Here is a 13,526-nt window from a genome sequence, read left to right on the forward strand (position 1 = left end):
GAAACTTTATTGAATAAGGAGTTGACATTGAATGAAAAAAGGATTATTTGCCTTTTTGACAACTGCACCTCTGCTATTCCTTAGTGGTTGTGAGTCGAAATTAGTTGTCTTCGACCCGCAAGGCCCAGTGGCAAGAAGCATTACAGAATTAATCAACTGGTCTTTAATTTGGATGCTCCTTGTAGTCGTTGTCGTTTTTGGATTATTTGGTTATATCGTCTGGAAATATCGTGAAAAAAAAGACAATTTAGACTACGAACCACCTGATGAACATGGAAGTACCGTATTGGAAATTATCTGGACAGCAATCCCAATTCTTATCGTTGTTGCCTTAACCATTCCTACTGTAAAGACACTCTATGCATTAGAAGAGGTACCACAAGGCTATGAGGATAAGGAACCAATTACCATACATGTAACTTCTGCTGACTGGAAGTGGATTTTTAGCTATCCAGAGGAAGGAATTGAAACAGTAAATTACGTTAATATTCCTGCAGACACACCTATTCTGTTTAAATTAACATCAGCGAGTACGATGCAGTCCTTTTGGGTGCCTGCTTTAGGTGGTCAAAAATATACGATGGGAAAAATGGAAACTGAGATGTATTTAATTGCTGATTACCCTGGTTCATACGAGGGACAGAATACCAACTTCAATGGCCGCGGCTATGCGGATATGAAATTTGAAGTATTGGCGCAAACTCGTTCTGAATATGACAAATGGGTTCAGGAAGTAAAAGAAACTGCTCCAAAACTAACTGAAGAAGAATACGAAGAGCTACTGAAACCAACTCATTTAGGTAGATTGACTTTTTCAAACACACATCTCGACTGGGTAAATCATGCTGACCACAATTCAAAAACATATACACACCCTGAACTTTATCGTGGGCATGGCTACCAAGGGAAAATATTTGAAGAAGAGGACAATTACAGAAATAAAACGAGTGATGACATAGACGAGCATGATCATCAAGAAGACACAGAACACGGAGGTGACCACAGTGGGCATTAAATGGGATGAATTTTTTATTACAGGTGATCCATTAATTTTAGGTTCACAAATAGCGATTGTTTTAACCATGGTCGGAATCGTAGCTGGAGTCACCTATTTAAAGAAATGGAAGTGGCTTTGGTCTGAATGGATTACAACAGTTGATCATAAACGTATTGGGATTATGTATATTATTTCTGGTGTGTTAATGTTTTTCCGTGGCGGGATGGACGGTCTTTTAATGAAGGCTCAAACATCAAGACCAGAAATGGAATTTTTAGATGCTCAGCATTACAATGAAATCTTCACGACTCATGGCGTCATCATGATTCTCTTTATGGCAATGCCAATGCTGATCGGGATTATGAATGTTGTTGTTCCCCTGCAAATTGGAGCTCGAGATGTTGCATTCCCACAATTAAACGCATTGAGCTTTTGGCTATTTTTCGGTGGTGCGATGCTATTTAACATCTCTTTTGTTATCGGTGGCTCTCCTGATGCTGGGTGGACTTCATATTTCCCTCTCGCAGGAAAAGAGTTTTCGCCTGGGATCGGAAACAACTATTACGCCGTTGCCTTGCAAATTGCCGGAATCGGAACATTGCTATCAGGAATTAACTTTGTTGTAACGATTTTAAAAATGCGAACGAAGGGCATGACATTAATGAAGATGCCTATGTTTACTTGGACTTCTTTCATTGCGTCTGTCATCATTATTGCTGCCTTCCCTATTTTCACGGTTGCTTTAGCATTAATGACCTTTGATCGCCTTTACGGTGCCCACTTCTTTACATTATCTGGCGGCGGCCTTGATATGCTTTGGGCAAACCTTTTCTGGCTATGGGGACATCCAGAAGTATATATTTTAGTTCTCCCTGCTTTCGGGATTTATTCAGAAATTATTTCAACATTCTCTCGAAAAACATTATTTGGTTATAAATCAATGGTTCTATCAATCTTAATCATTGCACTCTTAAGTATGGTTGTTTGGGTTCACCATTTCTATACAATGGGATCAGGACCTGCAGTAAACTCCATTTTCTCCATTACAACAATGGCAATCGCCGTCCCAACGGGAATAAAAATCTTTAACTGGCTCTTTACGATGCGCAAGGGCCGAATTAAAATGACCAATGCGATGCTTTGGTCGCTGGCATTTGTCCCTTGTTTTATTATTGGAGGCGTAACCGGGGTCATGCTTGGAATGGGTGCAGCAGATTATCAATATCATAATACGTTGTTCCTTGTTGCCCACTTCCATTACACAATTATTCCTGGTGTCGTTTTTGCTGTGTTTGCTGCTCTATATTATTGGTGGCCAAAAATGTTTGGTTTTACACTAAACGAGAAAATCGGAAGATGGCATTTCTGGTTGTTTGTGATTGGCTTTAACGCAACATTTATGCCAATGTTCTTCCTTGGACTTGATGGTGCAGTTCGTCGTTCTTATACCTACTCTGTAGAATCAGGATTTGCACCGTTATTCCTTGTTTCAGCTTTAGGTTCTGTCATATTGGCGCTTGGATTTATCGCTTTCTGTTACAATATTTATTGGAGCATTCGCCATGCCGACCGCAATATTACAGGAGATCCTTGGAATGCTCGCACGCTTGAATGGGCAACTGCTTCCCCTGTTCAACCTTATAACTTTGCAAAGCTACCTGAAGTAGATGGACTTGATCCATTTTGGAAAATGAAAAAAAATAATCAAGGTTTAACGATAAAAGATAGTGAAATTAAAGAAATTCACATGCCATCAAACTCCGGTCTTCCATTCATTATGGGAGTGGCCTTTGGAGTCGCAGGGTTCTTCCTTGTATTTGAGTGGCATATTGCTGCCGCGATTGCTGCAATTGGAATTATCGCTGGCTTGATTTACCGCTCCTTCGATTATGATGAAGGTTATCATATTCCAGTTGATGAAATTAAAGAAACGGAAAGCAAGTGGAGAAATGTGGAAGGAGAGGTGCATAATTATGTCAAGTAAGATCGATTATTCCTTGCCATTAGAATATCAAACTGAACAAAACCGTTTGAATATACTAGGCTTCTGGATTTTCCTTGGAGCTGAAATTGTTTTGTTTGCAACTCTCTTCGGTGTATATGGGGTCCTTTACCAGCGCTATGCTGGTGGTCCTACTCACCAGGATATCATTATGATTAAAGATGTTCTTATTCAAACCGTTCTCCTGTTAACAAGTAGTTTTACGATGGGGATAGCCATCTTTGAGATGCGGCGCCAGCAATTGAAGGGGCTTATTTTCTGGCTTGTAATCACTCTTCTACTCGGTGCAGGATTTTTATTCATGGAAATTAATGAATTTATTCATTATGTACATCTGGGAGCTACTATGCAAACAAGTGCTTTTCTCTCCAGTTTATTTGTTTTACTTGGTACACATGGAGCTCACGTAACATTTGGAATTATTTGGGCAATCATGGTTATCATTCAATTATTACGCAGAGGCTTAACACCAACGACTGCTCGAAAAACATTTATAATTGGTCTGTACTGGCATTTTCTTGATGTTGTCTGGATTTTTATCTTTACTTTCGTGTATTTAAAAGGGATGGTGGGCTAAATGGAGAAACATACAAATCGCTTTCCAATCAGCCATGTGTTAGGATTCATCTTTTCCTTAATCCTTACCTTTGGAGCAGCATATATTGCTTTAAAAACGAGTCTATCCTTTAAAGTAATTATGTGGATTATCGGCACACTGGCAGTCCTCCAAGCTGGAATTCAGCTTTTCATGTTCATGCACTTGCGTGAAGGTGAAGACGGAAAAACAAATGTAATTAATATTGTTTATGGAGTATTCATGGCTGTTGTTATCGTCGTCGGTTCGATTTGGGTCATGTCAGCTGGTCATGCTGCTCATTAAGAGTAAAAATCTATAATTCCTAAACAAAAATAATACCTCGAGCTTTCTCTACAAGCTTGAGGTTTCTTTTTGTTTATTTATATCTTCACCACTTGCCTCTTCCATCAACGGCAAGAACAACCCGAATCCAAATAAAAGCATAGACGAAACGATGATACTAATTCCGATTGACAATTGATAAGGAGCGCTGGTACCGCTTACAAAGAAGCTTGATAAAAATACGAGAAAGCCAAAAAAGATTCCGATACTCGTCAATTTTTTAAAGAAAAGTAAATTCTTAAGCTGTTTTTCAGTCATCCATTTCATCCCCTTTACCATTATTTAACGAAAAGTTCACAAATTTGTCAAACTTTTTTTTATCAAGCCCCTAAAAAAGAGGCTGTCCACGGGGAGCCCCCTCGGCACTTAGCGCCTGTGGGGTCTCCCCTGCCCCGTCATGAGGCCACTGAAAAACTCAGTAAAAATTGGGGGAGTTGTCCATTCTACTGACTTTTTCAGTGGTATTAATGGAGAGGTGTATTCGGACAGAACAACGAGTGAAACTTTTAAGGTCAAGTCCGAATAAGCTCCCAATTCAACTAACTAGAATAAATGAAATCATCCCCCGTAGGAGTCTTCGTGCCTTCCGTTCCAATCAACCTATATTAAATCTTTTTTGGCTTATCAATCCATTTAATTATAATAAAGTATTTAGAAACTGCCGCGACGGAACTAGAAGGAAAGATAGAAGCATTAACTGAAGACATTGAAAAGGAACCCGAAACAATATTCGTAAAGAGAAACGAAAAGAACGTAGTCAATTAAAGAAAACGGTGAAGTTCATCCGCGATAGCTTCTTACCTAGACTGGCTAAATATAAAGAACAGATTCAAATCTTCGGTGTTCGTAATAGTAATTCTCAAACGGACAAAGACGCACCTTCATGGGCATGAAGGTGGATCATATAAAAAATGGTCAACTAAAAGCAGGATATAACATACAGGTGGGAACGGAAAACCAGTTTATTTTGTTTTACACGATTCATCAACGTCCAACAGACACCCGTTGTTTTATCCCACATGTGGAGAAACTATCGTCCATTTCTTTACCAATGCCTAAAACTATTATTGCTGACGCTTTGATATGGAAGCGAAGAAAATGATGTTTATGCAGTTGGGGAAGAGAAAGAACCAAAGTTTGAATTTCTAATCCCTTAAGGATCGTACATACAAGAAAAGATACGTAAATATAAAAACGATATCAAAAATGCAAAACACTGGACATACCGTGAACTTTTTGGAAATGAACTACATTCACTCCGTAAGGTAAGGCAATTCCTTGCGCTATTATCGTAGCCGTGAATACTAAATTGATCCGATATTTGTAAAAGGTTTGTAAGGATAATCGCAGTAGAAAAACAAAAAAGCTGTTTATAAATATTGCCTTTAGTAAAATCATGAGCTTCATTTAGAACACCTTTTTTCGTCTGCTTCCCATTATTTCGGACTTTTATGAAGAATGCTATTGAAAAGCTCGCGGAAATCAAGAATAATTTCTTCGCAAAATAAAAAAAATAGACTGAGTCAAAGAAAATTTTATTACTAGCACACCCAAAATGTCATGAGCGAAAAATGCGAATAAAGGATTTTAGGAGGAGCAATATGTACGTTTCGTGGATTCTCAGTCTACTCTTACTGATCCATCCTCAAAATGGAGTACCGCTAAGCATTACAGAAAATAATGATACGATCACAATAGTGAAACGTCAAGAAGTTATGATTCCAGCACCGGGTCTCGAGCTCATTGATCCGGTGAAATATGAACAATTACTTAGACAGATTGAACAAAACGTTGAAAAGAAACCTAAAAACGCAACACTTAGCGACTCCGGGCATATCATCCCAGAAAAAGTGGGCTACAAACTTAATCGCCATGTATTTACGGAAGCCTTTTTTCATTATTATTTTCATAATCGATTAACGACATTGGAAGTGCCAAAAATGTTGGTCTATCCGAAAGTAGATAGTGAGCTTCTTTCCATCATTAGAACTAAACGATTAGGACAATACAGGACATACTTTAATTCAAAAAATAAAGCCCGCTCAAAAAATATTGAATTAGCGGTGGAAGCCATTAATAATCAAGTTGTGTTCCCTGGAGAGATTTTTTCATTCAATAAAGTAGTCGGAAAAAGAACCGCTGAAAGAGGCTATATGAAAGCCCCTGAGATTGTAAAAGGCGAATTAATTGATGGAATTGGTGGAGGTATCTGTCAAGTTTCCTCCACTCTCTTTAATGCAGTAGACCTTTCAGGTGTAACAATGCTCGAGCGTTACTCACATAGCAAGCATGTGCCCTATGTTCCACCAGGTAGAGACGCTACTGTCAGTTGGTATGGTCCAGATTTTTCCTTTAAAAACGAATATAATCAACCTATTTTGATTCGTGCAAAAGTTATTGGAGGTATGGTGATTGTGTTTGTGTACTCATCGGAAGATATTAATTATAAGCCACGGAAAATTTCTTAATGCCTCCAAGCATCTTAACCATCATTCCCTTTATTTTGCATGATTTTTTTTAGTTCCTGCTCCAAATCAACAATAGGTAATTCAAATAGCTGCTTATCATTGATCTTATAGATTCCAAAGTCAAGCAATCTTTCAATGAGCAGATCTCTTTCATTCATTATCTATTCCTCCTTGCGAGCGAAAAAAAACCTCTTCTTATCAAGATCCGTTCAAGTAAGAAGAGGTTTTGCCTTTAACCGCTCATCTTATCTTTCAAGCGCAATGCTTGTTGGAATTGGCACAGTTCTCTTGAAACGAGTCTGTTGCCGAGGTTTCTTAGGGCCAAATCCCTCCGCCTCTCTGGATAAGTGAAATTAATCATATTAAATTTATAGGATTACTATAAATCAGTTCAATCATTCTGTCAATCATCTAATGGCACGAACTTTGATAAGTCTAGGGGCATTACTTAATAACGCAAGTAAAACTATCGCACATAAAATGGCTGAACCCAGCATTGCACCTCCATTAACAACGAGCGAATATATAACCGGAGACATACCTTCTGGTGCATAGCTCCCCCAAAAGATGATACCTGCTAAGAAATGCCAAAAATACCGGGCAATACTTCCAACAAAAATGGCAATTACTACCCAGCTAAGAGCCTTCTTTTTATCTCCTTTTTGGAACTCTGCTTGGATAGGTTTAATGAAAAAGCCAGCGAAACCTATAAAAGCAAAGGCCACAAAATATTCAATTAAAAATTGAATAGGCGTTAAGAAATAAGCATCACCTACTGCAAACTGTAATAGTCCCCAGATGAATCCCGCGAGAAAACTAACTTTAAGGCCCCAGCGAAAAGCTAAAATAAAAATAGGTACCATTGCGAAAGAGATAGATATCCACGGACCGAGGTCAATAGATGGAAGCAGGTCTAAAATTAAGGCAAATGCAGCAAAAAAAGATGCCTCAATTAAAGCCAATAAACTTAGTTTTTTCATAAAAAAATCCCCCTTTTTTTCAAACGAAAACACAAGGGAGAACATGATGAGATCATATCTAAATAATCATCCACATCCCTGCGCTAGCATTAACTAACAGGTTCAAAGGGTCAGAACTAATGTTCACTCTCAGCTATAAGCTCCCCTTGTGGTTTCCGTTATAAATTGTCTCACACAGTATACCTTAATTCTCCCTATTTGTGTAGTAGTTCTTTGAATCAGAATAATATTTCAGGAAATATCGGAAAATAAGGGACACAAACTTGTGAGGTGCACATTGAAAAAAATCACCTTTATCCCTGTTTTTCTCCTTATTCAATCATTAACGAATCTGGCAAATGCATTCAGTCAAAAAGATATGTAAGAAGCCTTTATTAAAAAAGACAATCTGTTGACCTTTGTAAATCATCGGAAAAAGCAAATTACATATTCAGGATGTTTTTGGTAATGTAAAGGAGTTTTTTGTCGTGCCACAAAGCTTAAAATTGACAATAAGAATATTATGTCAAATACTATGGTTTTTTTTATTACTCAGCGATTGGGAAATGGCTTTCATTCATCGTTGCACCGACAGCTTCTTTGGTGATGGAGGATTGTCGAGAAATGATAAGACTTTGGATATATTAAATGAAATGATTTATGGAGAAGGTTCACCTTTAAAAGATATATTAGCGTATATTGGCAGTGGAGGAGGAGCTAATTATTTCTAACATGATTCGATCCATTTCCCTTCTGCAGGTTCGAAAAGAGAAATGGATCGGCTAAAGACTTTAAACCTTAGGGCTTGAAAGCAAATTCTGCAACTTGCTCAGGATTTCTTCCCCAGTTATTTTAAGTTCACCTCCGCCCTGAACTGTCGATTCACTCCCACCACCTTTCCCATTAATAAGCGGGAAAATCTCATTGGCGAGCGTTTTCATATTTATTTTTGCTGCCTTGTCACGCGAAAAAACGAACTGGATTTTATCGAGATTCTCGGTTATAAAGAACACATTAACTCCTTGTCCGTGTTCAATCATGATGTGAGCGAGTCTTTGAAGCTGTTGAACCGATCGATTTGTAAACACTTTTGCAATCACTTTTGCTCCAGACCAGTCCTTCAATGACTTCATTAATTGTTCAGCTTCCAGCTGTATACATTGTTCTTGTAAATCTGTGATCACTTTAGCTTGCGATTTGTTTAAATCAAGAAGTTTTTCGGTAGCAATTGGCAATTGTTTTTCAGAAGCGCTTAGTAATTGGCTCAACTCTTTCAAAATAGAATGCTTCTGTTGTAACTGGGTTTTAATTCTATCTCCACATATAAAATGGACTCGGACTTTATTCCTCTGCTTCTCCCAATCAAGAATCTTAATCATCCCAACTTCTCCTGTAGATGATGGATGTGTTCCGCCACATCCGTTGTAATCATAACCGGGAATTATGACAAGACGAATATTCTCTGTTACAGACAATTCTTTTCTTAACTTATACTGTGCCGCTTCAGATTGAGATACCCATTTTGCTTCAATCAGACGATTTTCAAGAACAATTTCATTGGCTCTCCTCTCTGCTTCAAAAAAAAGTTCCTCTGATATTTGCCCTTGATCAAGATCAATTGTCGACACTTCTTTACCGAGATGAAAGCTCACCGTATGAATCTGAAATAATTCTTCAAAGGCAGCTGTCAAAATATGCTGTCCAGCATGCTGCTGCATATGATCAAACCTTCTTTGCCAATCAATCTCTCCACTAACTTTTTCTATATTTGCTAGTTTTTCTTCTACATAATGGCGTACTTCACCATCTATTTCTTCCACTTTTACAACCTTTCTCCCGTTAAGGGTTCCGGTATCAAAAGGTTGTCCTCCACCAGTTGGATAAAAAGCAGTAGCATCTAATACAACATACCACTCACCATTTTCATCCTGTCTTTGTCCTCTCCCCTTAGCAACAAATTCTTTAATGTATGCATTTTTATAAAATAGCTTTTCCGTCATTTTCAGATGTCCTCTCAAGTTCTTTTTCTATCTCATTATGTAATAATTTTAACTAAAAATACAGAAACTTGAATAAATATTTTTTACTAGGCGAAGATATAGATAATCATAATAGAAAGGAGGTCATAGTATGGAAGTTACAATGAGTTCTGCTGAAGTACTGGAAGAGATCAAGCGCTTAAACTCAAATGGCTCCAATATGAGCAAAAAATTTGTTAAAAAAGCAAATCCAATTCTTATGAGAAGTGCTCTTCATTATTTTCCCGATTGGGAGAGTGCAATTGAGCGAAGTATTTCTAGCTAGAGTAATTTTGTAACATTACATAGTCTATGGCCATTTCAAACCTTTAGCGAAAAGACAACACGTTCTCGTGTTGTCTTTGTGGACCCATTTAAATAAGGACTGGTGTAAAAAACTCTTCATAAATCGCCTTCACCGCTTTTTTCTCATTGGCTTCCTTTACACCGAACATTAAACTGACCTCAGATGAACCTTGATTAATCATTTCAATATTAACCCCTGCACTTGCTAATGCTTGCGCTGCTCTTGCAGTAATCCCAACATTTTGCTTCATTCCTTCTCCTACAATCATAATGAGCGAAAGATTATGTTCAATTTTCACCTCATCCGCACAAAGTTCATTTTTAATCCGCTCCAAAATATCCTCTTCTGTTTCTGGATGGAGCTGATCTTGCCTTAGGATAATCGTCACCTCATCAATTCCAGATGGGATATGCTCATAAGATATTTCATATTCTTCTAAAATAGTAAGAAGTCTCCGGCCGAAACCAATTTCTCTATTCATAAGATACTTGCTTACATAAATACTGCAAAATCCTTTATCACTGGCAATGCCTACAACGGGACCAGTCGATTTTTCTCGATGATGAACAATCTTTGTACCAGGTGCAGAGGGATTATTCGTATTCTTTACATGAACCGGGATACCTGCGCGGAATGCAGGGATAAGCGCTTCATCGTGAAAAACTGAAAAACCGGCATAGGATAATTCGCGCATTTCCCGATACGTGAGCTCTGATATTTCGTTTGGATTCTCCACAATATTTGGATTTACTGAATAAACAGCGTCGACATCAGTGAAATTTTCGTATAAATCTGCTTTCACTCCATTAGCCAGTATAGAACCTGTTATATCTGAACCGCTTCTGGAAAAGGTGGCAATGGCACCCTCTTTCGTATAGCCGAAGAATCCTGGAAAAATCAAAACTCCATTCTTTGCTCTTAATGAATATAGATGCTCATATGATTCTGGAAGAACTTGAGCATGACCTGCTTCATTCGTCACATACAAGCCGGCATCCTTTGGATTAATATATTGTGCTTCAATGCCTCTATTTAAAAAAAACTGCGCTACCAACTTAGCATGGCTATCCTCACCACTTGCTTTAATCGCATCAATAAATTGATTGCGGTTTTCTTGACTACTATTCAATAATTCTACTAGATGGGAGCGAATTTCATCAATAATTTCTGAAGGCAAATCCAGTTCATGGGCAATGCTTGCATATCGCTCTACAACTAAAGAAACTAGTTTCGTAGCATCCTCACCGCTGAGCACTTTTATTGCACATTCAATCAATAAATCTGTCACTTTAATATCTTCAGCGTACCTTTTCCCAGGTGCCGATACCACAATTATCTTCCTTGCCGGATCTGATTTAACAATCTCTAAAACTTTTTCAAGTTGGGCACCTGTTGCTAAAGAAGAACCTCCAAACTTAACCACTTTCATTCCAGACATCCCCTGTTAATTTAATTTTCATTTGCAAATATTAAAATTTAGTACTTATTATCACCCTAAATGAAGAAAGAATCAAGACTTTTTCTACCCACAGTGAACATTTGTTTTTTTGGAGAGGAATAATTGTGGTTAACTGGAAAAAAATAAGCACCATTATGGATTTTTATTGTAAATGATGTAATATAATATTTAGGGTTTCTAAATATATATAGAAAGGAGATTTACATGAGCCAATCAATTCCAAAAGAAGCAGCGAAAGAACACATACAATCTGAGAAAATTTGGACGAAAGATTTCTCCTTAATTGTATTCTCGAATTTCTTTATTTTTCTTGGCTTTCAAATGACCTTACCGACCTTGCCCTTATTTGTTGAAGAACTTGGTGGCAATGATCAATTAATTGGATTGGTGGTCGGGATCTTCACATTCTCTGCCTTAGTCATGCGACCATTTGCCGGAAAAGCACTTGAGACAAAAGGAAGAAGATTTGTTTTTATGACCGGCTTGGCCATTTTTATTTTGTCGGTCGCTACATACGGTCTAGTACACAGTTTAATCTTTCTTTTTATTATGAGAGTGGTTCAAGGAATTGGATGGGGATATTCAACAACAGCATCTGGAACGATAGCAACTGATTTGATTCCAGCCAATAAACGTGGAGAGGGCATGGGCTATTACGGACTGTCAGGGAATATTGCTTTAGCCTTTGGTCCTACGCTTGGACTAGCATTAGCTGGAAAAATATCGTTCACACAATTATTTTTAATATGCGCCTTACTGGGACTCGTTTCAATTATTCTTGCTTCCTTTATTCGTTATAAAAAAATTGAGCCTATTACAGTGGCTCATAAAAAATGGGATCTCTTTGAAAAAACAGCTATTCCTCCTTCGTTATTACTCTTTTTTATAACGGTCACATTTGGCGGCATTGCATCATTCTTGCCCATCTATGCATTACAAAAAGGAGTTTCTGGGATTGAATGGTACTTCCTTTTGTATGCACTTGCTTTGCTTGTCTCAAGAACCTTCGCAGGTAGATTATATGACAGAAAAGGTCATCGCGCTGTATATATCCCGGGTACTTTACTCATTATTATTGCTATGGTCCTACTTGCATGGCTGCCCAACAGCTACCTCCTTTATAGCGCTGGAATATTGTATGGATTAGGATTTGGCACAGTCCAACCAGCTTTACAAGCATGGTCTGTTAAAGAATCTCCTCCACATCGAAGAGGGATGGCAAATGCAACCTTCTTCTCTTTCTTTGATTTAGGGGTTGGTATCGGCGCCATCTGCTTTGGTCAAATTGCCCATTGGTTTGGCTATAGCAGTATTTATTTTGTTTCAGCAGCGTCGGTGTTCATCTCTATTTTAATCTACATGATCATTTTGAGAAGCAATCGAGCTTAAAAACGAGCTATCCTTATACTTAAGGGATAGCTTTCTCTCTTTTCGTAATCAGCGGTCGACCATTATGCCAATGAACCTCCACTTCGACATTGAAAAATGCTGATAAAACAGATTGCGAGATCATCTCAACTGTCTTTCCAGACGAAAATACTTCCCCTTTTTTTAAAAGCAATGTCTTCTGAAAAACAGGTAATATTTCATCAACATGGTGGGTCACATAAATTAAAGTTGGTCCAGAGTGTTTTAAAGCAATCTCTTCAATGACTTCTAATAAGTGTTCTCTTGCGATAAAATCAAGACCATTTGTCGGTTCATCTAAAATAAGGAGTTCTGGCTCATTCATAAGTGCACGTGCAATTAAAATTCGTTGCCGCTCACCTTGTGATAAGGATGAATATTGGCGATTAGCATAGTCAATGCTGCCAAGACTTTCTAATAGATCGATTGCCTTCTGGCGCATTTCGTCAGTGGGGGTTTCATATAACCCGATTGATGTAAATGCACCGCTTAAGACAATTTCAAAAGCGCTATCCGTTTTATAAAAACGTTCCTGCAGAGATGATGAAACGAGGCCAATTTTACGGCGAATCGATTCACGAATATCGACTCTCCCAAACTCCTTCCCGAAAACAATCGCCTTACCGCTTGTTGGAAAATGATAGCCGTTTAAAAGATTAAGAATTGCTGTCTTTCCTGCTCCATTTAGCCCAAAAAGAACCCAATGCTCTCCCTTTTCAATCTGCCAATCGAGCTCATTTATGATTACATTTCCATCTCTCTTTAACGTAATCCCTTTTAAAGATATCATTCATATCCATCCCTTTCTTTATAAGACAATCATCAGTACAGCGATCTTGTATATGATAATCTATCCCTATATATTATACTGAAAGATTTAAATTTTCCATCAATTCATCCGGATATAAAAAAAGAACTCTCCAATTATGCTAATCTTACAAAAAACGACAACAGGCTCGAGCGTATCATTCTCAAGCCTGTTGTCGACAC

The 13,526-nt window shown here is 38.0% G+C and carries 14 protein-coding genes and 2 riboswitches; of the genes, 8 read left to right on the plus strand and 6 right to left on the minus strand.

Annotation, left to right across the window (positions count from 1 at the left end; translation table 11 throughout):
• Positions 1-31: 31 nt before the first annotated feature.
• From qoxA to qoxD, 4 genes are read left to right on the plus strand one after another with little or no spacing between them, the layout of a single operon-like run.
• Positions 32-1,015, plus strand: coding sequence for a cytochrome aa3 quinol oxidase subunit II (qoxA, locus tag FCJ93_RS05155; RefSeq protein ID WP_137743081.1), 984 nt, complete (start codon positions 32-34; stop codon positions 1,013-1,015).
• Entirely contained in the window at positions 1,005-2,981 is a 1,977-nt protein-coding gene (gene qoxB / locus FCJ93_RS05160) for a cytochrome aa3 quinol oxidase subunit I (protein WP_095306258.1), read from the plus strand. Before qoxA ends, qoxB begins: the two co-directional genes overlap by 11 nt.
• Positions 2,971-3,576, plus strand: a complete 606-nt coding sequence (qoxC, locus tag FCJ93_RS05165; RefSeq protein ID WP_095306259.1) for a cytochrome aa3 quinol oxidase subunit III — start codon at positions 2,971-2,973, stop codon at positions 3,574-3,576. The genes qoxB and qoxC overlap by 11 nt, the downstream gene beginning before the upstream one ends.
• Positions 3,577-3,879, plus strand: a complete 303-nt coding sequence (gene qoxD, locus FCJ93_RS05170) for a cytochrome aa3 quinol oxidase subunit IV (protein ID WP_095306260.1) — start codon at positions 3,577-3,579, stop codon at positions 3,877-3,879. It begins immediately after the preceding gene.
• A 48-nt stretch (positions 3,880-3,927) separates the two neighbouring features.
• Here qoxD and FCJ93_RS05175 read toward each other — a convergent pair whose 3' ends face one another.
• On the minus strand, positions 3,928-4,176 hold the full coding sequence (locus FCJ93_RS05175; protein WP_095306261.1) for a hypothetical protein: 249 nt from the start codon (positions 4,174-4,176) through the stop codon (positions 3,928-3,930).
• Positions 4,177-5,519: 1,343 nt separating this feature from the next.
• On the opposite strand from FCJ93_RS05175, the gene FCJ93_RS05185 reads away from it, so the two are divergent.
• Positions 5,520-6,386 carry a VanW family protein gene (locus FCJ93_RS05185; protein WP_137743083.1) on the plus strand — a complete coding sequence of 289 codons (867 nt, stop codon included), beginning with the start codon at positions 5,520-5,522 and terminating at the stop codon, positions 6,384-6,386.
• Between the two features lie 14 nt (positions 6,387-6,400).
• On the opposite strand, the gene FCJ93_RS05190 is transcribed toward FCJ93_RS05185, so the two are convergent.
• Positions 6,401-6,544: a Fur-regulated basic protein FbpA gene (locus FCJ93_RS05190; RefSeq protein WP_137743084.1), complete on the minus strand. Its 144-nt coding sequence runs from the start codon at positions 6,542-6,544 to the stop codon at positions 6,401-6,403.
• 84 nt (positions 6,545-6,628) lie between these two features.
• Positions 6,629-6,736: riboswitch (SAM riboswitch) on the minus strand.
• Between the two features lie 57 nt (positions 6,737-6,793).
• Entirely contained in the window at positions 6,794-7,366 is a 573-nt protein-coding gene (gene thiT / locus FCJ93_RS05195; protein WP_095306266.1) for an energy-coupled thiamine transporter ThiT, read from the minus strand.
• A 58-nt stretch (positions 7,367-7,424) separates the two neighbouring features.
• Positions 7,425-7,523: riboswitch (TPP riboswitch) on the minus strand.
• 310 nt (positions 7,524-7,833) lie between these two features.
• Between thiT and FCJ93_RS05200 the strand changes: the two genes are divergently transcribed.
• A complete protein-coding gene (locus FCJ93_RS05200; RefSeq protein ID WP_095306267.1) occupies positions 7,834-8,076 on the plus strand; it encodes a hypothetical protein in 243 nt (80 codons plus the stop codon).
• A gap of 60 nt (positions 8,077-8,136) precedes the next feature.
• Here FCJ93_RS05200 and FCJ93_RS05205 read toward each other — a convergent pair whose 3' ends face one another.
• A complete protein-coding gene (locus FCJ93_RS05205) occupies positions 8,137-9,345 on the minus strand; it encodes an alanyl-tRNA editing protein (protein WP_137743085.1) in 1,209 nt (402 codons plus the stop codon).
• Positions 9,346-9,475: 130 nt separating this feature from the next.
• On the opposite strand from FCJ93_RS05205, the gene FCJ93_RS24785 reads away from it, so the two are divergent.
• Positions 9,476-9,649: a hypothetical protein gene (locus FCJ93_RS24785; protein ID WP_170211212.1), complete on the plus strand. Its 174-nt coding sequence runs from the start codon at positions 9,476-9,478 to the stop codon at positions 9,647-9,649.
• Between the two features lie 88 nt (positions 9,650-9,737).
• Here the strand turns inward: FCJ93_RS24785 and FCJ93_RS05210 are convergent, their stop codons facing one another.
• Positions 9,738-11,099 carry an aspartate kinase gene (locus FCJ93_RS05210; protein ID WP_137743086.1) on the minus strand — a complete coding sequence of 454 codons (1,362 nt, stop codon included), beginning with the start codon at positions 11,097-11,099 and terminating at the stop codon, positions 9,738-9,740.
• Positions 11,100-11,333: 234 nt separating this feature from the next.
• Here FCJ93_RS05210 and FCJ93_RS05215 point away from each other — a divergent pair, with 234 nt between their 5' ends.
• Entirely contained in the window at positions 11,334-12,518 is a 1,185-nt protein-coding gene (locus FCJ93_RS05215; protein WP_095306270.1) for an MFS transporter, read from the plus strand.
• A 19-nt stretch (positions 12,519-12,537) separates the two neighbouring features.
• Here the strand turns inward: FCJ93_RS05215 and FCJ93_RS05220 are convergent, their stop codons facing one another.
• Positions 12,538-13,326: an ABC transporter ATP-binding protein gene (locus FCJ93_RS05220; RefSeq protein WP_137743087.1), complete on the minus strand. Its 789-nt coding sequence runs from the start codon at positions 13,324-13,326 to the stop codon at positions 12,538-12,540.
• Positions 13,327-13,526 lie beyond the last annotated feature (200 nt).

Origin of the sequence: Robertmurraya siralis, from assembly GCF_005502275.1 — a bacterium.
In the GTDB taxonomy this organism is placed as follows: Bacteria; Bacillota; Bacilli; order Bacillales; family Cytobacillaceae; genus Robertmurraya; species Robertmurraya siralis.